Origin of the sequence: Collimonas sp. PA-H2 (assembly GCF_002564105.1) — a bacterium.
Classification (GTDB): domain Bacteria; phylum Pseudomonadota; class Gammaproteobacteria; order Burkholderiales; family Burkholderiaceae_D; genus Collimonas.
On sequence record NZ_PDBX01000002.1, the window covers coordinates 1 to 21,023 of the forward strand.

General features: G+C 60.5%; 24 protein-coding genes. 11 read left to right on the plus strand and 13 right to left on the minus strand.

Annotation, left to right across the window (positions count from 1 at the left end; genetic code table 11):
- The coding region (locus tag BCF11_RS25575) for a TAXI family TRAP transporter solute-binding subunit (RefSeq protein ID WP_158229291.1) at positions 1–667 on the minus strand (667 nt) is incomplete at its 3' end.
- Positions 668–715: 48 nt separating this feature from the next.
- Positions 716–928 (minus strand): DUF3820 family protein, encoded by a 213-nt coding sequence (locus BCF11_RS25580; protein WP_098497694.1) that lies wholly within the window; start codon positions 926–928, stop codon positions 716–718.
- A 206-nt stretch (positions 929–1,134) separates the two neighbouring features.
- Between BCF11_RS25580 and BCF11_RS25585 the strand changes: the two genes are divergently transcribed.
- Genes BCF11_RS25585 through BCF11_RS25595 form a run of 3 tightly spaced genes read left to right on the plus strand, consistent with a single transcriptional unit; the run spans position 1,135 to position 5,536 of the window.
- Positions 1,135–1,860, plus strand: a complete 726-nt coding sequence (locus tag BCF11_RS25585; protein ID WP_098497695.1) for an ABC transporter ATP-binding protein — start codon at positions 1,135–1,137, stop codon at positions 1,858–1,860.
- Positions 1,857–4,445, plus strand: a complete 2,589-nt coding sequence (locus tag BCF11_RS25590) for an ABC transporter permease (RefSeq protein ID WP_098497696.1) — start codon at positions 1,857–1,859, stop codon at positions 4,443–4,445. The genes BCF11_RS25585 and BCF11_RS25590 overlap by 4 nt, the downstream gene beginning before the upstream one ends.
- Entirely contained in the window at positions 4,445–5,536 is a 1,092-nt protein-coding gene (locus BCF11_RS25595) for a lipocalin-like domain-containing protein (protein WP_098497697.1), read from the plus strand. Before BCF11_RS25590 ends, BCF11_RS25595 begins: the two co-directional genes overlap by 1 nt.
- Positions 5,537–5,556: 20 nt before the next feature.
- On the opposite strand, the gene BCF11_RS25600 is transcribed toward BCF11_RS25595, so the two are convergent.
- Entirely contained in the window at positions 5,557–6,423 is an 867-nt protein-coding gene (locus BCF11_RS25600; protein WP_098497698.1) for a LysR family transcriptional regulator, read from the minus strand.
- Positions 6,424–6,556: 133 nt separating this feature from the next.
- Here BCF11_RS25600 and BCF11_RS25605 point away from each other — a divergent pair, with 133 nt between their 5' ends.
- The 3 genes from BCF11_RS25605 (at position 6,557) to BCF11_RS28105 (ending at position 8,664) form a co-directional block, all read left to right on the plus strand.
- On the plus strand, positions 6,557–7,960 hold the full coding sequence (locus tag BCF11_RS25605; RefSeq protein WP_098497699.1) for an MFS transporter: 1,404 nt from the start codon (positions 6,557–6,559) through the stop codon (positions 7,958–7,960).
- Positions 7,961–8,119: 159 nt separating this feature from the next.
- A complete protein-coding gene (locus tag BCF11_RS25610) occupies positions 8,120–8,497 on the plus strand; it encodes a hypothetical protein (protein ID WP_143751516.1) in 378 nt (125 codons plus the stop codon).
- 23 nt (positions 8,498–8,520) lie between these two features.
- A complete protein-coding gene (locus BCF11_RS28105; RefSeq protein WP_158229292.1) occupies positions 8,521–8,664 on the plus strand; it encodes a hypothetical protein in 144 nt (47 codons plus the stop codon).
- A gap of 55 nt (positions 8,665–8,719) precedes the next feature.
- Here the strand turns inward: BCF11_RS28105 and BCF11_RS25615 are convergent, their stop codons facing one another.
- The 6 genes from BCF11_RS25615 to BCF11_RS25640 all read right to left on the minus strand — a co-directional run bounded on the left by BCF11_RS25615 (position 8,720) and on the right by BCF11_RS25640 (position 12,659).
- A complete protein-coding gene (locus BCF11_RS25615; RefSeq protein ID WP_098497701.1) occupies positions 8,720–9,334 on the minus strand; it encodes a glutathione S-transferase in 615 nt (204 codons plus the stop codon).
- Positions 9,335–9,502: 168 nt separating this feature from the next.
- Positions 9,503–9,727, minus strand: a complete 225-nt coding sequence (locus BCF11_RS25620) for a hypothetical protein (RefSeq protein ID WP_098497702.1) — start codon at positions 9,725–9,727, stop codon at positions 9,503–9,505.
- Between the two features lie 72 nt (positions 9,728–9,799).
- Complete coding sequence (locus tag BCF11_RS25625) at positions 9,800–9,985, minus strand: hypothetical protein (RefSeq protein WP_098497703.1); 186 nt, start codon at positions 9,983–9,985, stop codon at positions 9,800–9,802.
- Between the two features lie 673 nt (positions 9,986–10,658).
- Entirely contained in the window at positions 10,659–11,219 is a 561-nt protein-coding gene (locus BCF11_RS25630) for a hypothetical protein (protein ID WP_098497704.1), read from the minus strand.
- A 121-nt stretch (positions 11,220–11,340) separates the two neighbouring features.
- Positions 11,341–12,108: an anti-sigma factor gene (locus BCF11_RS25635; RefSeq protein ID WP_098497705.1), complete on the minus strand. Its 768-nt coding sequence runs from the start codon at positions 12,106–12,108 to the stop codon at positions 11,341–11,343.
- The gene (locus BCF11_RS25640) at positions 12,105–12,659 is read right to left on the minus strand and encodes a sigma-70 family RNA polymerase sigma factor (RefSeq protein ID WP_098497706.1); all 555 of its coding nucleotides are present in this window, start codon (positions 12,657–12,659) and stop codon (positions 12,105–12,107) included. The genes BCF11_RS25635 and BCF11_RS25640 overlap by 4 nt, the downstream gene beginning before the upstream one ends.
- Before the next feature lie 154 nt (positions 12,660–12,813).
- Between BCF11_RS25640 and BCF11_RS25645 the strand changes: the two genes are divergently transcribed.
- Positions 12,814–13,734 (plus strand): metallophosphoesterase, encoded by a 921-nt coding sequence (locus tag BCF11_RS25645; RefSeq protein WP_098497707.1) that lies wholly within the window; start codon positions 12,814–12,816, stop codon positions 13,732–13,734.
- Positions 13,735–13,736: 2 nt separating this feature from the next.
- A complete protein-coding gene (locus tag BCF11_RS25650; protein ID WP_098497708.1) occupies positions 13,737–14,102 on the plus strand; it encodes a cupredoxin domain-containing protein in 366 nt (121 codons plus the stop codon).
- 15 nt (positions 14,103–14,117) lie between these two features.
- On the opposite strand, the gene BCF11_RS25655 is transcribed toward BCF11_RS25650, so the two are convergent.
- The 4 genes from BCF11_RS25655 to BCF11_RS25670 form a co-directional block, all read right to left on the minus strand.
- A complete protein-coding gene (locus tag BCF11_RS25655) occupies positions 14,118–14,711 on the minus strand; it encodes a YdeI family protein (RefSeq protein ID WP_098497709.1) in 594 nt (197 codons plus the stop codon).
- A 202-nt stretch (positions 14,712–14,913) separates the two neighbouring features.
- Positions 14,914–15,378 (minus strand): transposase, encoded by a 465-nt coding sequence (locus BCF11_RS25660; protein WP_098497710.1) that lies wholly within the window; start codon positions 15,376–15,378, stop codon positions 14,914–14,916.
- Positions 15,379–15,409: 31 nt separating this feature from the next.
- Positions 15,410–16,657 carry an AraC family transcriptional regulator gene (locus tag BCF11_RS25665; RefSeq protein WP_143751518.1) on the minus strand — a complete coding sequence of 416 codons (1,248 nt, stop codon included), beginning with the start codon at positions 16,655–16,657 and terminating at the stop codon, positions 15,410–15,412.
- A 369-nt stretch (positions 16,658–17,026) separates the two neighbouring features.
- Positions 17,027–17,701 (minus strand): haloacid dehalogenase type II, encoded by a 675-nt coding sequence (locus tag BCF11_RS25670; protein ID WP_098497712.1) that lies wholly within the window; start codon positions 17,699–17,701, stop codon positions 17,027–17,029.
- 83 nt (positions 17,702–17,784) lie between these two features.
- On the opposite strand from BCF11_RS25670, the gene BCF11_RS25675 reads away from it, so the two are divergent.
- The 3 genes from BCF11_RS25675 to BCF11_RS25685 all read left to right on the plus strand — a co-directional run bounded on the left by BCF11_RS25675 (position 17,785) and on the right by BCF11_RS25685 (position 20,718).
- Positions 17,785–18,321: a thermonuclease family protein gene (locus BCF11_RS25675; RefSeq protein WP_098497713.1), complete on the plus strand. Its 537-nt coding sequence runs from the start codon at positions 17,785–17,787 to the stop codon at positions 18,319–18,321.
- A 77-nt stretch (positions 18,322–18,398) separates the two neighbouring features.
- The gene (locus BCF11_RS25680) at positions 18,399–19,538 is read left to right on the plus strand and encodes an NHL repeat-containing protein (protein WP_098497714.1); all 1,140 of its coding nucleotides are present in this window, start codon (positions 18,399–18,401) and stop codon (positions 19,536–19,538) included.
- Positions 19,539–20,226: 688 nt separating this feature from the next.
- The gene (locus tag BCF11_RS25685; protein WP_098497715.1) at positions 20,227–20,718 is read left to right on the plus strand and encodes a type VI secretion system tube protein Hcp; all 492 of its coding nucleotides are present in this window, start codon (positions 20,227–20,229) and stop codon (positions 20,716–20,718) included.
- Positions 20,719–21,023 lie beyond the last annotated feature (305 nt).

Sequence of the window (21,023 nt, forward strand, 5' to 3'; positions counted from 1 at the left end):
TCATGGTCGGCGGCGAGGCTGAATCGCCCATCAGGAAAGCGGCGTCGATCTTGCCGTCGGTCAGGGCCTGCGCCGCTTCATCGCCGCCCATGTCCAGCAACTCGGTGCTGCCGCCGAGTTCGATCTCGTTGGCTTTCAACAGCGTCAGCGCCAACACCCGCGAGCCGCTGCCGGGAACGCCGATCGCCACCCGCCTGCCGCGCAGCTCGGACAAGCGGTCCAGCCGCTCATGGCCGCGGTAGAACACCGACACCGGCACATAGGAAATGCTGCCCAGCGACACCAGGCCGTCGATCGGCATGTCGCCGGCCACCCCGCCCTGGACAAAGCCGACGTCGATGCCGGAATGCGGATCGCTCAGCTTCTTCAGGTTATCCAGCGAACCCTCCGAGCTGACGATCTTCAGCTTGATGCCGTTGCGCGCCAGGATCGTCCGGTATTTCTCCGCGATCTTCCAGAAACTACTGTTTTCGGAACCCGTGCTGATGGTGATGGTGCTCGGCGGCGCCGGGTGGATGAACTTGATCGCCAGCCAGATCGCGAAGATGGCCAGCAAGGCAATCGGACCGAAGCTGATCGCCAGGTCGCGCCAGGAAATCGCGACGAAGCGCGTCTTGATGTTGATTGCGGATTGCTTGAGGTCGGACGGTTTGAGTGGATTAGCCATGCGTCTTATTTTATCGTTGAAGAGCTGCAACCAGCACTTTTCTTTACCTTATCGCTGGCGCAAGGGTTCCAGCAGGTGCGCCAATGCATTGTGATCCAGTTCATACATCAGCGCCAGCAGACCGCCCAGCTCGCCGGCGGGAAAGCCTTCACGGGCAAACCAGGCCAGGTAATCGCCCGGCAGATCGGCGATCAGGCGCCCTTTGTATTTCCCAAACGGCATCTGGCGGGTCACCAGCAGTTGTAGATGTTCCGGATTCATGGCGCGATAGCTTCTTGTTCAAGGCAATGGATGCTTGGTAGTGGCGCGTATTGTGCCAAAATTCCTGCCGTCATGCGCTTTTTGCAAAAACAAGAGATGGCGCCGCTATTTGCGCTATCTGCGCGCACAAGCAACTGTAGGAGAAAAATCCTCTACACTGTCGACCACAAACTTACTTAATCACTCAATTCAACGCCCAACCTTCCATGCAAAGCAGCACCGAACCAACCGCACCAGCCGACACCAGCATTCCGGCACTGGAATGCCGCGGCTTGCGCAAGACCTACGGCCATGGCCGGGTGGTGCTGGCGCATCTCGACTTTACCCTGGCGGCCGGCGAATACGTCGCCATCATGGGCGACTCGGGGGTCGGCAAGTCGACCTTGCTGAACCTGATCGCCGGCCTCGACAACGCCAACGGCGGCGCGATACTGATCGACGGCGTCAACATCTCGCACCTGGGCGACGACGCCGCCACCCTCCTGCGCCGGCAAAAGCTCGGCTTCATCTTCCAGGCCTTCCATATACTGCCGCACCTGACCTTGCAGCAGAACGTCGCCCTGCCTTTGCTGCTGAATCAAGCGCCGCAGGAGCGCGCGCTGGAGTTGCTGGCGGCAGTCGGCCTGGACGGCCGCGGCAACGATTTTCCGCGCCAGCTGTCGGGCGGCGAACTGCAGCGCGTCGCCATTGCGCGCGCCCTGGCGCACCGCCCCAAGCTGATCCTGGCCGACGAACCGACCGGCAACCTCGATCCGGACACTGCCCATGAAGTGCTGGCTCTGCTGCGCCAGGAAATCAAGGCCAACGGCGCCTCCGCCATCATGGTCACCCATTCCGCTGCCGCGGCTGCCAGCGCCGACCGCATCCTGATCATGAGCGCCGACGGCTTGCGCCCACTGCCGGAAAACGCCACGCTGCCGCTGCTGCAATGAGCGCGGACGCCCCTGCCGCAGTCCCGATCGAAGGCGGCAAGCCGCTGCGCACGCTGTCGCGCTGGCTGCTGCTGGGTGAATGGCGTGCGCATCCGGTGCGGGCGCTGGTGGCGATTGCCGCCATCGCGCTCGGCGTCGCCCTCGGCTACGCGGTCGACCTGATCAACGATGCTGCCTTCAACGAATTTTCCGCCGCCACCCGCAGCCTGTCCGGCCAGTCCGACCTGCAGGTGCGCGGCGTCCAGGCCTGGTTCGACGAAGCGCTCTATCCACAGCTGGCGCAACGGCCAGGAGTGGCTGCCGCCAGTCCGGTGCTGGAACTCAATGTCACCGTGCCAGGTCAGCAGAGCGCCCTGAAAGTACTCGGCATCGACGTCTTTCGCGCTGCGCACATTGCACCCGACCTGGTTGGCGTGCCGGCCCCGGAACGGCCCTTCGATACGCTTTCCGACGATGCCATTTTCCTGTCGGCGGCAGCGCAGGAATGGTTGCAGGTGCGGCCGGGAGAGCAGCTGGCGCTGCGCAACGGCACCGGCCTGGTCCATCTGCGGGTGGCCGGCGGCCTGGCCAGTGCGCGCGCCGGACAGCGCGTGGCCGTGATGGATATCGGCGCCGCGCAATGGCGCTTCGGCCGCATCGGCAAACTGTCGCACATCGATCTCAAGCTGCAGCCCGGCGTCAACCGCGCCGCATTCAGAGAGCAACTCAGCAGCCAACTACCGGCCAGCGTGCAAGTGACGGCCAGCCAGGATCAGGACAGCCGCAACAATAATATGTCGCGCGCCTATCGCATCAACCTGAACGTGCTGGCGCTGGTGGCGCTGTTTACCGGCGCCTTCCTGGTGTTCTCGACGCAGGCGCTGTCGGTCATCCGGCGCCGCCCGCAATTTGCCCTGCTGCGCGTAATGGGCTTGCGCCGGGCCCAGCTGCTGCGCCAGGTGCTGCTGGAAGGCGCCCTGCTCGGCTGCCTGGGGGCGTTGCTGGGACTGGCGCTGGGATACGCCCTGGCCGCGGCGGCCCTGCATTTCCTCGGCGGCGACCTCGGCGGCGGCTATTTCCGCGGCGTGCAGGCCAGCGTCCGCTTCGACCTGCCGGCCGCGCTGGTTTTCTTTGCCCTGGGCAGCGGCATTGCCCTGCTCGGTAGCCTGGCGCCAGCGATGGAAGCAGCCAGGGCCAAACCCGCGGCAGCGCTCAAATCCGGCAGCGAGGAAAGCGCGCTGGCGCGGCTGGCGACGCCCTGGCCGGCGCTCGCCTGCCTGCTGCTGGGCGCCCTGCTGACCCGCTTGCCGCCGCTGTTCGGCTTGCCAGTGTTTGGCTATCTGGCCGTGGCCCTGCTGCTGATCGGCGGCATCACGCTGATGCCACGGCTCGCCGCTCTGGCGTTTTCCGCGCTGCAGAGATTCAGCCTGGGTCGCCGCATCGGCATCGTCCAGACGCTGGTGCTGGCGCGCCTGGCCAACGTCCCGGGGCAGGCTTCGATAGCGCTGGGCGGCGTGCTGTCCAGCTTTAGCCTGATCGTGGCGATGGCCATCATGGTGGCTAGCTTCCGCGTCTCGGTCGATGACTGGATGCAGCAGCTATTGTCAGCCGACCTGTATGTACGCTCCGCCAGCAACGGCGAAACCGGCGCCATGCGCCCTGCCGAGCAGCGCCAGCTGGCGGCGGCGCCCGGGGTCGCGCACGCGGATTTCCTGCGTAGCTCGCCGCTGACGCTAGAGCCGGCGCGGCCGCCGGTGATACTTATCGCCCGCAACATCGACGCTGCCGATCCCGGCCGCACCCTGCCGCTGATCGGCCCGCTGTTGCCGGCGTCTGCCGTGGCCGCGGCTATTGCCGCCAGCGAGCTGCCGATATGGGTATCGGAAGCCATGGTCGATATCTATCACTACCGCCTGGGCCAACGCCTCATGCTGCCGCTGGCCGGCCGCAGTTTTCCGGTGGTGGTGGCCGGCACCTGGCGCGACTATGCGCGGCAATCGGGCGCGATCCAGTTGCGCCTGGCGGATTACCAGCGCCTCAGCGGCGATAGCGAAGTCACCGACGCCGCCCTCAGCCTGCAGCGCGGCGTCGATCCGGAGACCGTGATCGCGGCGCTGCGCAAGCTGCCGTTCGGCGCGGCGCTGGAGTTTTCCCAGCCGGGAGAAATCCGCGCCCTCACCCTGAAAATTTTCGACCGCAGCTTCGCCATCACCTATCTGCTGGAAATCGTCGCCATCGTGATCGGCCTGTTCGGCGTCGCCGCTACTTTCTCGGCCCAGACCCTGGCGCGCGCCAGGGAATTCGGCATGCTGCGCCATGTCGGCGTCACCCGGCGCCAGATCCTGTCCATGCTGGCGCTGGAAGGCGGCTTGCTGACGGCGCTGGGAATGGCGGTGGGCTTCCTACTGGGCTGGGTGATCAGTCTGATCCTGGTGTTCATCGTCAATCCGCAATCGTTTCACTGGACCATGGATTTGCATATGCCCTGGTTCGGCCTCGCCATCGTGGCGTTGCTGTTGCTGGTTTCCGCCGGCGCCACGGCTTTGCTGGCGGGCTTGCGCGCGGTGTCTATCGATGTCTTGCAAGCGGTGCGGGAGGATTGGTGATGTTGCAGAGAATATTCACATGGCTGGCCGGCTGCTTTCTATGCGCCATACTGGCATGGGCGCCGCCGTCATTCGCCGCAGCACCCGAGTTTGTCCAGGTCACCCCGGAAAAGACGTTGGCGCTGCCGCAAGACACCGGCGCCCATCCCGATTTCCGCACCGAGTGGTGGTATGCCACCGGCTGGCTGGCTCTGCCTGACGGTAAGCCGCTCGGCTTCCAGATCACGTTCTTCCGCTCCGCCACCGAACATGACCGCGCCAACCCCAGCGCCTTTGCACCCAGCCAATTGATCATCGCCCACGCAGCGCTGTCCGATCCGAGCCTCGGCAAACTGCTGCACGATCAGAAAAGCGCCCGCGCCGGCTTCGGCCTGGCGTATGCCAAAGAGGGCAACACCGACGTCGCCCTGGATGACTGGCGCCTGCTGCGCCAGGCCGACGGCCGCTACCTGGTCAGCGTCGCCGCCCGCGACTTCACGCTGGAGCTCAGCCTAGCGCCGACCCAGCCGCCCTTGCTGCAAGGCGACGGCGGCTATTCGCGCAAAGGGCCGCAGGCAACGCAAGCCAGCTACTACTACAGCGAACCGCAGTTGCAAGTAAGCGGCAAAGTGAGCCGCGCCGGCCAGGCCCAGGCTGTCAGCGGCAGCGCCTGGCTGGATCACGAATGGTCGACCAGCGTGCTGGCGGCCGACGCCGTCGGCTGGGACTGGCTAGGCGCCAACCTGGACGATGGCTCCGCTCTGATGGGGTTCCAGATCCGCAATCGCAGCGGCGACAAGGTATGGGCGCATGCGGTCTTGCGCGATGCGCACGGCCAGGTCACCCAGTACGGACCGGAGCAGGTCAGCTTCGTGCCGCAACGCAGCTGGCGTTCGCCGCGCACCGATGCCAGCTATCCGGTGCAAGCCGTCTTGCACACCGGCGCAATCGCATGGTCGCTGCTGCCGTTGCAGGACGATCAGGAGCTCGATTCGCGGCTGTCGACGGGATCAGTCTATTGGGAAGGCGCGGTCACGGTGAACCGGGACGGCAAACGCGCCGGGCGCGGCTATCTGGAGCTGACCGGCTATCTCAAGGCCTTGAAATTCTGAAGGCAAGCTGTGCGCTCTGCTTACATGTCGCCATACACTTCGACGATGGCATCGGCCACGGCGCGCACCCGCGCCGTGCGGTTCAGGTCACCATGCAGCACCAGCCAGATATCGTAGGCTTCGGCGCGCTGCGGCCAGATGCGCGCCAGCAGAGGATCGCCGTCGGCCATATGGGTCGGCAGCTCGCCGATGCCGAGCCCGGCACGCACCGCTTCGATCATCATCAGACCGGAATTCACTTCCATCGCCACGCGCGCATTGCCGCAGGGTTCGCCGCACAAGGCTTCGCTCTGAGAAGGTGAGATGCTGCGCTGGTAGATCACCACGTCGTGTCCCTGCAAGGCGCTATCCGGCTGTGGCTGGCCGCGCAGTTTCAGATAGCTTTTGGAGGCATACAAGCCGACTTGGCGCCGCGTCAGGTGGCGCGATATCAGATCCGGACTGCTCGGGCGCAAGGTGCGTACCGCCAGGTCGGCTTCACGCCGGGTCAAATTGGAAAGCTGGGTAGAGGTGCTCAGCACTACCCGGATATCCGGATGCAAGACGTGCAAACGCTGCATGGCGATCATCAGGAAATGCTTGCCCATGGTATCGGTGGCGGCCAGACGCACTGTGCCGGACAGACGGTCGTCAATGCCTTGCATCTGCCGCTGCAACTGGTCGGCGGCCTGCTCCATGCGCTCGGCCGCGGCAAAGGCCAGCTCGCCGGCCGGAGTCGGCACATAGCCGGTGGGGGTACGCAGGAACAGGCGCGCGCCGAGCGATTGCTCCAGCGCCGCCAGACGGCGGCCGACCGTAGCCTGGTCGAGGTGCAGCAAGGCGGCAGCGCCGCGCAGCGTGCCGACACGATAGATGCCGAGGAAAATCCTGGCGTTGTCCCAATCCATAAATCCTCGCCGCTGTTTTAGTGATGCATTTTTGCATCAGACAAATGAAATTATACGGATTTATTACATCAGCAGAGGGGACTACCATACAGGGCTATTAATAGACATGCCGGCAACACAGGAGAAACAGACCATGGCCGCTCAATGCCCTACCCCCGTCAATCTCGCCGGCACGGCGCCCAGCGGTCTGCTGCCGCTGGTCACGCTGGCCATCGGCTTCGTCATGGCGATGCTGGACGTCACCGCCGTCAATGTCGCGCTGGCCGACATTTCGCATAGCCTGCGGGTACCGCTCAGCGGCCTGGTATGGGTGGTCGACGGCTATACCCTGACCTTTGCCGCCTTGCTGCTGGTCGGCGGCGCGCTGGCTGACCGCTATGGCGCCAAGACTGTCTACCTGGGCGGACTGGCGCTCTTCATGCTGGGCTCGGCGCTATGCGGCGCCGCACCCGACGGCAACGCCCTGATTGCCGCCCGCATGCTGCAAGGCGTGGGCTCGGCCTTGTTCATGCCAAGTTCGCTGAGCTTGCTGACGCACGCGTACCAGGACGACCGCGTACGCGCTCGCATGCTCGGCACCTGGTCGGCGATTGTTGCCGTGGCGGCGGCCATGGGCCCCTTGGTGGGCGGCGTGCTGGTCGACCGCTACGGCTGGCGCAGCGTGTTTCTGATCAACCTGCCGGTCGGCCTGCTCGGCCTGCTGCTGGCGCAGAGCGTGATCCCTGCGGTGCCCAGGCACTGGCGCGCGCTGCCTGTATTCAGCCACGTGCTTGGCATCGGTGGCCTGGCCAGCCTGTGCTTTACCTTGATTGAAGGGCCTGTGTACGGCTGGACCTCGGCGCCGATTTTGACCAGTGCGGCGCTGTTTGCGACTGCGCTGGCGCTGCTGGTGCGGCGCGAACGGCGCGGCGCCGAACCGCTGCTGCCGCGCGCCCTGTTTGACACGCCGCGCTTCGCGGCTGCCAATGCGATAGGCTTCCTGATCAATTTCAGCGCCTTTGGCCAGCTGTTCCTGCTGAGCCTGTTTTTACAGCAGGCGCGCGGCAGCGATGCCTTGCATACCGGTTTGCAGCTGCTACCGGTGATGGCGGTATTTTCCATCGGTAACCTGCTGTCGGGACGTATTACAGCGCGTTGGGGCGCACGCCTACCGATGCTGGGCGGCCTGTTGCTGGCGACCGCGCTGACTGCGCTGCTGGCCGGCATGAAGCCGGATACCCCGTATCTGCTGCTGGCGCTGGCGGTGGCCGTCGCCAACTGGGGCGTCGGCATTGCGATTCCGGCGATGACCACCACCGTGATGCAGGTCGCCGGACGCAGCTATGCCAACAGCGCAGCGGCAGCCTTGAACGCCAACCGCCAGATCGGCGCCCTGGTCGGCGTCGCCATTGTCGGCAGCATCCTGCATGCCGCCTCCGGCTGGGATAGCCGCCTGCCGCTCGCCTTCGGCGCCATCAGCCTGGCTTATGGCGGCGCCGCACTGCTGGTGTGGCGCTACATCAGGAATCCGGCGCAATCGCGCAGTGTGCGAGCCTGATGACAACCGTTCAGCCCGGCGCTTGCTATCAATGCTGCTCGATCGGCGCCAGGTTTCCATTTCTGTCAACGCAGGCTACACTTAGAGCCAGGACCAAAAGATGATACATTTAACCTCGATAGCTTAAATTCAACTCGCTGCATTTTTATCGGGAGACGCATGAAAAGTCCATTGACAGGTCCATTTCTATTTCTCGCCACTATCCTCCTCGCCGGCTGCAGCATGATGCAGCCCAATGTGCGCAGCTACACGCCACCGCCGCGCAGCGCAGCCCAGGCGCCAGCGCCGGTATCGCTGTCGGAATCGCTGAGCCCGTCGGAACAGATCGTCGACATGCCGCAAGCAAGCGCAGCGCCGAAACGCGGCGAATTATCCGACGTGGTGGAACGCATGGCGCGCCGCAACTCGTGCGCACCGGCCGCAAATGCCACACTGATCGCCAAGACCAGCGCGGTCGAGACCTACCAGGTCAGTTGCCAGGATGGCCAGCAACAGCTGTACAAGTGTGAGCTGCGGCAGTGCCGCTTGATGAATTAAAACCAGACCGACAGGCGGGTTTCATGAAAACTGCACTAGGCGTACTTGTACTCATTTCACTGCTGGCCGGCTGCGCCTACCCGCATCTGAAATGCGACGATCCTGATGCGCGCCCTAGCTGGTGCGACGATACCGGCGGCATGCGCGGCACCAAGCATCAGCAATAAGGCGCAGCCGTTTCCTCATCCGAAAACAGCTGCCTGCACCGATGGCAATCGGCAGCTATAGCGGCGGCGCGGCGATGAATTCAGCCAGATTCTCCGCTTTTTCCGAAAACGCTTGCAGCGCCGGATAATCCGAGGCGATGACGATTTCCGGCAACATCATCTGCGTGAAATTCCAGGCAACGGCGGTCGTCAGCCCAGCCTGGTTCATGGTCCGGCTCGTCACTTCCAGCGGCTTTTTGCGCAATTCAAGCTCCAGCGCCTGGTACGCCGCGAACAGCTGGCCCTGGACCCGCGCCACCCACGGCTCATGCTGTTTTTCCGGCGGCCGCAAGTTGCGCTCGTAGACGATCTGCATACTCTTCTCGCATGCCGCCAGGCCCAGGCCAATAAGCCGCAAGGCATGCAGTCGCTCGCCGATCTCCGCCGGCATCAGGCTTTTGCCCGGCGCCACCAGTGCTTCGGCGTATTCCAGGATCAGCGTGGAATCCATCAGCACTGCGCCATCGTCGCACACCAGCGAAGGCGCCTTGACTACCGGATTGATCTGGCGGAACTGTTCAAAAGTGCTGAATACAGAAATCGATTGATGCTCGAAGGGGATGCCAAGCAATTGCAGGGAAATCGAGACGCGACGGACGTAAGGTGAATCAAGCATACCGATGAGCTGCATGGTTTCTCCAGTTGAAGGTGCGATAGGGCCGCCGGCGGCGTCGTGCAGAGCGCGTTGCAGCGATGGAAATCGTAGCATGAAACCGCGTCAGCGCATGATGCATGCCTGCGCGATGTATACCAGCTTGCTGGAATGTAGGTGGCCGGCAGGCGCATGCCGCCGGCGGGGCTAGGATTGCGAGTCAATCCAGATCTTTGCCCATTCACTGCCGAGATGTTGTGCTTCGGTCTCGCTGGCCGCCGCGATCGGGGGCTTGAAGACCAGTTCGATTGCCCTGTCCGGGCCCGATATCGCTACCATCACAATTACTACTGAAAAGCTGCCGTCGGCAAGGGCATTTATTTTCAGCGAGTACCTGTAATTGCCATGTTCACGCTGTGCTGCAAATAACATAAGGTCTTGACAAGAGAAAATTTCAAACGCGTTTGATGCCTACCGCCGCAACACCATCTTTAAACCATTACCTCAAGCTTCTTCCACCTCGCGCTTGGCGGGCGTCGCATAGATGTCGATACACTTGAAGGTATCCGCATAACGCTTGGGGTCGCCACCGGCTTCCAGGCTTTTCTTGAACTCCGCCGCTTCGGCAGTACTGTCGAACTCGTAAGCCAGTCCTTTAAAAATGACGGTCGCTTCATTAAGCCTAACCATTGCAATCTCCTTAGATTTTATTTGAAAGGAAGTGCCATCCTAGCATCGCTGAAAGTATCCGTTTTCCCCTTATTGCAAGAAAAGGTAACGACACTTGTCTTGCCGCACCACACTCGGCAAGAGCGCCAAAGTCAGTACCGCCGGTATAGGCGGCCCATTTGGTCAGATTGATATTACGCTTTTGAAGTTCCCTGATGAACTGTCAATAGTGGCAGTCGTTTGTATCTGCGCGGCGATGTCTTTTGGGCTGGCAGACAAGGTACCGCGCGCAACTGCCGCTCCAGACTTATTCACTGTCGTCGACGAAACGGCATCTGTCAAACAGCCAAATGTTATGGAATTGTAGATCCCCATCAAGAAATGCTAATGAGCGCCCCGCTACCCCGCAAAAATGCGCGGCAAATGCGCGGCAAAAGAAAAAGCCCCGACGTGATCGTAATGCCGTTCAGTTAAGACTGAGCGGCATTTTTATTTGCGGAACTCGTAGGGTGGGCACTCCGTGCCCACGCGGACGGGCCGGGGCGCGTAGCCGGGGCACGAATATCCATGATACTGCGTGGGCACGGAGTGCCCACCCTACGCCATATCGTTCTGCCCTAACTGAACAGCATTACCGACGTGATCGGGGCTTTTTGTTTACGACTTGCGGCGCTGCAGCAGCACTAGCAAGCGGTTACTGCGTTTTTTCCGGCGTCACTTCAGGCGCGGCGACAGCCGCAGCTTCCGCCTCTTTCGGCTCGGCTTCGTTCACTATCTGATAGGAGGGATCGTGCACCCAGCGGCTCAGGTCCTTGCCGATGGCGGCTGCGCTACGGTCAAGAATGGTGCAAGTGCCTTTGAAGGCGCCGAACATGCCGCCCATCGACCAGCGGTTGATCTTGGTATGGCGCAGCACCTTGCCGCTAGAATCCAGCAGGTCAGCGTTAACGGTGATGGCTTTCGGACCGCTGAAAGCGCCGCCGCCGACACCCAGCACATGGGTGATCTGCAAGCGCAGCAAGGTAGCGCCGGCGCTATCTGCGCCAGTGGCAATAGTGCCGTCGCCGCCCTTGTTCAGCTTGGCCAGCACCGGACCGACCCGGTGCTGCAACATGTTTTCAATCTGGCACTCTTGCTTGACTTTTTCCACCACGCCGGCGTCCGGGTGATAGGTGACTGGCACTTCCAGCAAGGTGGAGCTGGCAAAAGCCGCTGTGCCGTAGCTTAACAGGCCGATCAACAACAATTTTTTCATCAATATTTCCTGAAGGGTGAGAGAAAAGAGAACATCTTGCCGAGAAGACAGCGCCAGCATTGTACATTGTTGCAAGATGAACACTTGTTCCAAGGGGAAATAAATTTCCCCTCTCCCCCTTTTACTGCCTCACCATGGAGCGCACCATGCCCGCGAACTGCTCCAGGTCTTTGGCCGCCAGGTCCGACACTGTCCAGTAATTCATGCCGTCCCAGGTCCAGCGCACCAGATGATAGCCTTGTTTGTTTTGCAACTGCGGCGCCACATCCCGGTCAGCTGTAGGCCAGATATACAGATTGATCGGATGCTGTGCATGCCGGTAGATCAGCGCCGCCACCGGCCGGCCGCCGAGATAGTCAAGGCGGCCACCGATCAGCGGAAAGCCCTGCGACGCCAGGTCGACCACCGGCGGCGAAAAATTCAGCTTGCCGTTGAACCAGGGCTTGACCGTGTGCTGGTCGGTCGAGACCACGTCCGACAGATGATCGACCTGCAGCGAGCGCACATGGCTGGCGACCACTTCGTCAGTGAGCTTGTCCTGGTCCGACGGCAGATTGAGATAGAGGCCGACGCTCCAGGCCAGCGCCAGCATCGTCGCCAACGCCGCGCCTGCATGGCGCCAGCTGATGCCCCAGTTGAAATGCGAGAAACTGGCGCTGGCGGCATCCTTCGGCAAAGCATCGATGATGCGTTGCGTCAGATGCGCCGGCGCCTCGAAATAAGCGACACCCTTCTTGAAGCGCGCACTGATGATGCGCTGTGCCGCGTACTCGCGCTGGCAATCGGCACAACCGTCCAGATGACGCTGGATCTCAAGCGTCTCGACGATGCCGAGTTCCTGGTCGGCATAGGCGGGCAACAGTTCCAGGACTTCCTGATGGTCCATCATAGCTCCTGCGGTGCAGTGTCCGGCGCCAGAATCGTCGCCAGCAATTTACGGCCGCGTCCAAGACGCGACATGACGGTGCCGATCGGTATACCGACAATGCCGGCGATTTGCTTGTAAGACAGTTCTTCCAGTTCGCGCATCACCATCACCTCTCGGAATTCCAGCGGCAAGGCTTGCAGCGCCTGTTGCAGCTGCCGTTCGCTGTCCTTGCTCATCAGCAGCGCCTCCGGATTGTTGTCGGCTGCCATCTGGCCGATGCAGTCGCCGGCCTCGGCTTGATGCAGTTCCTCGTCGAACGAGGTCTCCTGGCGGAGTTTCTGGCGCTCCTGATACCAGTTGTAAAAGGTATTGCGCACGATCGTCAGCAGCCAGGCGCGACCGTCTTCGCCGTGAAAGCCATCGAAAAACCTGTAGGCCCGCAAATAAGCCTCTTGCACTACATCCTCCGCATCTTGGTGGTTGCGCGTCAGCCAGCACGCCAGGTTGAACGCCGAGTTCAGGTGCGGCAGCACGACAGCTTGGAATCGTTTCTTTTTTATCGAATCGCTCATTCACGCGTTTCCATGGTTCATGCAACACTAGACCGCCGATATGCAGAATATATTCCCGAAAAGACGATTAAAACAAAAAAAACGGGAATAAATAACAGGGTACACCGGTATAGGATTTTGTCGATCAAGTGATCGCGATAATCACGGAGGGATCATGAAACAAGCCCATGCCGGCGCCCACGCCATCAATCGCCGCAGCTTTCTGCGGCTGGCGGGATTAGGCGGCGCCATCTATGTCTCCGGCCTGAGCGGCTGGTCCAGCGCCGCCGCCCTGCCCGGGGGAGCGAACGAAGACTTCTTTTTCATCCAGCTGTCCGATACCCACTGGGGCTTTGCGGGAGCGCCCAATCCGGATGCCCGCGGCACCTTGCAAAAGGCGGTGACGGCAGTCAACAGTCTGGAACAGATCCCGGACTTCATCGTCTTCACCGGCGACCTGACGCATACCACCGACGATCCGCAGGAACGCCGCAAGCGCCTGCGCGAATTTAAAGAGATTGCTGCGGGACTCAAGGTAAAGAATGTTCACTTCATGCCTGGCGAGCACGATGCCTCGCTGGATCACGGTGAAGCCTATCAGGAGTTTTTCGGCAAGACCCACTACAGCTTCGCCCATAAAGGCGTCAACTTCATCGTCATCGACAATGTCTCCGACCCTACCGGCGCCATCGGCGAGACGCAGCTGGCGTGGCTGTCCGACGAACTGCAGCAGTTGCCGCCACAAGCCCGCATCGTGGTCTTCACGCACCGCCCCTTGTTCGATCTCTATCCGCAATGGGACTGGGCCACCCGCGACGGCGCCAAGGCCGTCGAGCTGCTGCAGGCGCACGCCAACGTGACGGTGTTCTACGGCCATATCCATCAGGAGCATCACCACATGACCGGCCATATCGCCCATCATGCGGCGAAGTCGCTGATTTTCCCGCTGCCGGCGCCTGGTTCGCAACCCAAGCGCACGCCGCTGCCCTGGGACGAGGCTAACCCCTATCGCGGCCTCGGCTACCGCCAGGTGGCGGCAGAGAGCGCCCGGCCGACGGACTACAAACTGACTGAACTGCCAGTACTGAAAGGCTAATCATGGATCTCCTCTACAAACGCCGCCTGCTGCTGGCAGGCGTGGCTGCCGGCAGCCTGGCTGCAATCACCCGGCTGGCGCTGGCGCAAACGCCGGAACGGGTCATCAAGATCGTCGCCAAGAAATTCGACTACACGCCGAGCGTGATCCGTCTGAAAAAAAATGTGCCGGTGACACTGGAGTTCACCTCGCTGGACGCCGTCATGGGCTTCAACCTGCCGGACTTTGCGATCCGCACCGACATTCTTCCCGGTGCCGCCTCGCGCCTGCGCTTCACGCCGGACAAGAGCGGTGAATTTGCCTTTCACTGCGATGTATTCTGCGGCTCCGGCCACGAAACCATGACTGGCTCGGTGATCGTGAGCTGAAGCGCGGCAGCGCTGTCAGGGATGCAGTTTCTTGCGTTCGCTCAGCATCTGGGTGAAGACCGCGATCCGCTTGGCGCGGGTTTCGGCCTTCTTCGCGGTCTGGATCCGGAACAGGACGGCATAGCGGTTCTGGGCATCGAGCGTGGCAAAAAATGCCTGCGCCGCGGGATTGGCGGCTAGCGCCTCCTGTAGATCATCGGGGATCGCCGAGGTGCGCGCCGAATCGTAGGCGGCCTCCCAGCGGCCATCGCTTTTTGCCCTGTCCACTTCCTGCAATCCCGCCGGCTGCATCTGGCCAGAGGCGATCAGCGCCAGCGCCTTGTCCCGGTTGATCTTGGACCAGATGCTGCGCACCGAACGAGGTGTAAATCGTTGCAGCCAGTATTGTGCGTCGTCGCTCTTCTTCTGGCCGTCGATCCAGCCGTAGCATAGGGCCAGTTCCAGCGCTTCCGGATGGGATATGGAGCTGCATTCAGCATTCTTCTTGGCGAACCTCAGCCATACGCCGGGCGACTTGCCGTGGTTCTTCTTCAACCATGCCGCCCAGGCCCTTTTTTCGTCAAACAGCAGTATCGATGCATCCTCAGTCGGCTTGCGATCCAGGCTCATGGTTTTTTTCCACGGCAAAAGAGAGTGCCTATTATTGCCGCTCATTTCCCTTAAAGCAACATCCTCACAAAATCTCAGCCCTGACCTGACAGGACATCGAGGCCTTGTTCTCGTTTCGTTACCAGTCATCGGCGAGTTGCCACGTCAGCTTGCGTTTCACGGCAACACCCCGAGTTCGACTCCGCCATGCATGCGCCTCTCCTCATTTGCTGTTGACTCTTTGCCGCATGGATCCCATTATCAGCCGCAGCCAGTCTGAACCCGCTTCAATTTCACTGCCATACGGGTTTCCTTCGTTGCCGCTTTTCAGCATGGGCCAGCTGTGAGCTTTCCGCACGCTCTTTTTGTTCGCTTTTTGCACTGCGCGCCGCTGGATATTATCGGCGTGGGCGACGATCTTTTCGAACTGCGCCAACAGTTCAGGATCGTCCTTCACTTCTTCCTTCAAGCGATGCCAGATGCCACTCAGATTCCAGCGCCGAAAGCGCATGTACGCTGTGTTCCATTTGCCGAATTCAGGCGGCAGATTACGCCACCGGCGCGCGCTGACATACCAGAATACCGCTTCGATGAACAGCCTGTTGTCGCGCCCCTGCATGCCTGGATCCCCCTCTCTGCCAAGCAGCAGCGGCTCCAGTTTTTCCCATTGATCATCTCTAAGAATCATTTTTCACACCCGTGATGGATTCGATTGAAAGCTAGGGTGTCCCTGCCCGCCTCTCTGCCTTGAGCATCTCTACATACGCGCCAGGGGACATTTTTTTCTGCTGGCGAAACACCCGGCAAAAATGCGACTGTTCGGCAAAACCGCAGCGCCAGCCAATCTCAGCCAAAGACATGGGTTCTACATCTTTTGCCGCCAACAGATGAATCGCGGCATCCAGGCGGATATCGCGCAACATGGAATGGAAACTGATGTCGTCGCCGGCATTCAGGAAAACATGATGAACATTGCGCACCGACATCCGGAACGCGTCAGCTATAGTTTGCGCAGTCACGCTTGCATCGCGGTAGTTCTCCCTTAGCCACAACACCATGCTGCGGTGCAGTTCGCCGGGCTGCCGCAAATTGCGCGCCTGGCCGCTTTCCTTTTTTGGCAGACCCGCCTCCTTGAAAGCGAACCGCATGAGCGAAGCGATATGGTCGGCGATCAATGCCTGTTCATAAAGACTTACCGGCGCTTGCAAGATCTCGGCATTGAGGTTGCGAAGATAAGCGGACAACACCGCACCCCAGCCGCCGCTCCCATTCAGTACATGGGCGGCGCAATGCTCGACCTGCGGAATCCAGCGATTGGCGAATGCTTCGGAGAAGGAAATCACCCGCGCGTCAGTCACTTGTTCTTTCACGCTGGAAGACAGCAAGTGCGAATCGATCAGCACCATGTCGCCGCTGGCAATGTCGATAGTGCGGCCAAGCTGGCTGAACACGTGGCGCCCGTCCTGCGTCAGCACCAGATGGAAACGCAGCGACGGCACGTTCCGCAGTAAAGTTTCAGTCCGCGCGATGGTGACCGCCGGCCCGAAATAGCGCGTCACGGCAATCGGCCCCATGGACGTCGACTCGACGCCGCCGTGAAATGCCGCGTGCTGCTGGCAGCTCACTTCCACCGTGTGCAGGCGACGGCCAAGCTCCTTGCTCCAGTATTCAAGCTTAAGGCGTTCAGGCAGGTTCTCTGTCGTAAAAACATGGGTTTTTGGTTTTTCCATTTCTTCTCCAGAAATTCGGTAAGGAATTTCGGCATGGTTGATCCAGGTTGGCAGTGATCGTAAAAATGCATGGTTATCAAACTTGAAAATACAAACTCGCCCCCCCGAAACCTGCCCTTCATACGCGCCGACCGAAGTTGCCGCGCCGGCCTTTACAGCGGGCAAGCGCAGGCCGCTCCTTGAGTTGGCGCGAACAGGGAAGATCAGGTTTTTGTACCCGACAGGATTGCTCGTCAATCAGCATGACAGGAGAGTTCCAGGAACACCGCGAGCCGTGCTCCTGTATCAGCTAACGTGGGCGGAAAAGAGTCAGTCGCGTTACCGAAAGTAATCCTCACACAGATTCTGTGAGCGATACGCGAACAAGATGAAATTTGACATTGCTCTGACAATTCACGGCAAGCGAATTGCCGTGCGCCCCGTTTCCTACCGGCACTAGCGGCGTAGCGCGCAGAGCATTCTGACGACATTGTCGCCGACAGGCCCCAGGTAACAATCCGATTTTCAGAAGAGGAAAACTGGAGCGCATGCAGACTCGATGCCGGCGCCAGCTGCTGGCCTGCCATCGATATGGAAGGATGTGATGGCTTGGTCGGGTATCTGACCCTAGGTTGCGACCAAGTCCGCCAGTTGATCCAGTCCTTGCGCGACGTGATCAGGAGACTGACCCAACTCGTCAAAGGTATTGCCGGCCCGATTGATCCAGCACACGGGATAGCCGAAATGGCGCGCTCCCGATGCATCCCAGGCGTTCGAAGAAACAAACAAGAGCTCGGAGCGGTGGCGCTGCATCTGCTGTTCAGCCAACTGGTAAACACTGTCATGCGGCTTGAAGATCCGGGCGTTGTCGGCGCTGATCAGATGGGCGAAGCGATGTTCCAGCTGCGACGCCGCGACCACGCTGCGGATCGAATTGACCGAGCCGTTGGAGAGAATCGCGAGCGGTATCGCCATCGCCTGCAGCCTGGCGAGCGCGGCCGGCACCTCGGGAAAGGGCTGGATCCTGAGATATTCCTCGCACAGCGCGGAACAGGCCGCCTGGTCCAAAGGCAGTTTCAAGTGGCGCGACGCAAACACCAAGGCGTCATGCGTGACCTGTTCGAAATCGACATACGCCCCCATCAGGCTACGCAGCCAGGTGTATTCAAGCTGCTTTTGCCGCCACACGGCGCTCATCTCGCGGCCTCGGCCGGGATGGTAGCTGTCGCACGGCGCCGCGACCGAATGCACATCGTAAAGCGTGCCGTAGAGATCGAATACGATACCTCTTATATTTTTCATTGCCATTCCTCTGTAAACTAGAACATGACAGTAATCCAGGCCGGCATTGCCTGCCGCCATAGAGATCACCTCAGCAGCGTTAAATGAAAAAAATCTTTGCCGCTTTCCTTTTGCTCGCACCGCTGGCCGTGCACGCGCACAAGATTGTCCACATAGCCGACGGCGACAGCCTGACGCTGCAGGCCGGCCGCAAAAAACTCAAGCTGCGCCTGGCCGGCATCGATGCGCCGGAAATGAAACAAGCCTTCGGCCTTCAGGCCAGGCAATCACTGTACCAGCTATGCTGGGGCAAAGACGTGCAATACTCAGCCAAAGCGATCGATCAGTTCGGCCGTACCGTGGTGACGCTGCGCTGCGACGGCATTGACGCCAGCCGAGCGCAGGTGGAGCGTGGCATGGCCTGGGCTGCTGCGCGCAGCGCAAGCGGCAGCTATCTGAAGATGCTGGAGACCGCTGCCCGCAACGCAAGGACAGGATTATGGTCGGACCCGCATCCGCTTGCCCCTTGGCGTTTCCGCCACGGATCGGCCACCAGCGCGGACGCCGGCGCCACCTGCCACACCGGGCCGCGCGGCGGCCGCTATCAATGGATTAACGGACGCAAGATATACGGCTGCTAAATCATGTTAAATTTGCTTTATCTTGAATCCGAATCCCGCTCGCCTGTTTCGCCTGGGCTTAACCAATGCAAATCTAAATGCGACTACAAAAACTGCCCGCCGGACTTTCCTTCTGCCTGCTTGGCCTGATGCTGGCCGGTTGCTGCAAGAACAATCAGACGACCTCCTGCGACAACGCCGGCAGCAGCAACACCAGCGCCGGCAGCAGCGACGGCAGCGGCAATAATGTGCGCTTTAACCAGCCCACCGGGATTGCAGCCGACGCCGGCGGCAACCTGTTCGTCAGCGACACCGGCAATAACACCATCCGCAAAATCACTGCCGCCGGCGTCGCCACCACCGTCGCCGGAAGCGCCGGCAATGCCGGCAGTACGGATGGCGCCGCTTTGAGCGCGTTGCTCAACCAGCCCGGCGGCATCGCGGTTGATGGCGCGGGAAACCTGTATGTGGCAGACACCCGGAACAACACCATCCGCAAAGTGAGCGCGGCCGGCATCGTCTCGACCTTGGCGGGCAGCGCCGGACAAAGCGGCCAGGCTGACGGCCTTGCGGGAAATGCCCGCTTCAACCAGCCTTGGGGCGTCGTGCTGGACCCGGCCGGCAACCTGTATGTCGCCGACACCGGCAACGATACCGTGCGCAAGGTCAGCCCGGCGGGGCTGGTCACGACGCTGGCGGGCGCCGCCGGCAACGCCGGCAGCCAGGATGGCGCCGGCAGCAATGCTCAGTTCAATTTACCTCAAGGCATCGCCATCGACAGCGCGGCGAATCTGTATGTCGCCGATACCGGCAACAACACGATCCGTAAATTGACCCAGGCCGGCGTCGTCAGCACGCCGGCCGGTACCGCCGGCAACAGCGGCAGCAGCGACGGCAGCGGCCAGCGCGCCAGCTTCAGCCAGCCGAACGGCATCGTGGTGGATAGCTCGGGCAATATACGCGTAGCGGACAGCGGCAACCAGCTGATACGCAGCGTCTCCGCTTCCGGCGTCGTCAGCACCCTCGCGGGTGCGGCCGGCAACGCCGGCGCGACGGACGGCAGCGGCAACAAAGCCCGCTTCAGCCTGCCCAAGGGTATCGCCAGCGACGCCGCCAACAACATGTATATTGCCGACACCGGCAACAACCTGCTGCGCAAGGTGACGCCGGGCGGCCAGGTCACTACCTTGCTATCCGGCGGCAACGGCTCTTCGTGCCTGTGCCTTTTCAATTTCTGATCTATATCGGCTGGCGCTGCATACCCTGCGTCATTTTTTTAAGAAAGACAGCCGGCTGGATAAGCGACCAGCCAATTGGCAAGCTATGAATGACACCCAGATCTACCTCCTCGCCACCGGTATCGCGGTCCTTTTCATTGTTCTGTTTCTGGTCAAAGCGGCTATGTAATGCAAGCTGACAGAATCAATGCGCCGGTTGCCGCCATTGGCCTTGGCGTCGCCTTTGCCGGCGCCGTTCTGGCATGGCTTGGAAGTTTCTGACCGAGCAAGCACGACCGCTTCAAAAGCGTTTATCAGGCATTTCTTGTCATGCCGGCCAATTATTTGCAATAAAAACATCTATCCTGTAAATTTGTGGAAAAATTGCCAAATGAACAGCGCAAGCTGGCGGGATTTATTGGACATTCGCTGAAATTGATGCGATAGTTGCACTATAGAAACTAATTAATTGCCCAAACGATACAATCGTTTGCAATTGAACATGCCAAACTGATATAAAGTCAATATTGCAAACGTGAATTAAACACTTAATCTGGCGCCGCTTTCGAAAAGTCCCGGCAGTCATTTTTGGTGACTGGAATTTTGTCCTGTTTCTGATCCTCATCAGACAGAACATTCTGTTTTAACTCGTCTGGCAGCGGCACGGCCAGCATCACTCAAGTCTCAACCTCAATAAGGGAGCATTACCATGGCAATCGACGTATACCTGCAAATTAACGGCATCAAAGGCGAATCGACAGACAGCGCCCACAAGGACTGGATCGAATGCAAATCGGTGCAATGGGAAGTGCTGCAGCCTAAGTCGGCTACTGCATCGACCGGCGGCGGCCACACAGCCGAGCGCTGCGAGCACAAGGACATCGTGCTCACCAAGATCGCCGACCTGGCTACGCCTTTGCTGCTGCAGAACTGCTCGTCCGGCAAGACCATCGACAGCGCCAAGTTCGAATTCCTGCGCGCCGACGGCAAGGGCGACCGCATCAAGTATTTCGAAATCGAACTGTCGAACCTGCTGATCTCCGATGTCACGCCATCCGTCACAGAAGGCGATGTACTGAGCGAAACAGTCAGCCTGAAGTACTCCAAGGTCAAATGGAAGTACACCCAGCAAAAAATCGGCGGCGGCTCCGGCGGCAATACTTCCGGCGGCTGGGATCTGTCGACCAATAAGATCGTGTAATTCCCGATATCGGCAAGCAGAACCGCAGCATGTCGACGCTGCGGTTTTTTTTCGCCCCCCCCTTATTGCAAGGTGCGCTTGCATCTCTTGCTGCCAGCGGCAACTCAGCCCGCTCTAGTCCAAATACGCGTAACTTGTCGGCGCAAACAATTAGCGACGCCACGCTTTCAATCGAATTTATCGACACTACTATTGATAATGATAATCGTTTGCGATAAGATGGCGACAATTCAACTTCACTGACTTACCCGCTTCTTGCCGGCGCTGCAGGTGTCCGCCGCATCAACGCGCTACGCCGCTATCTG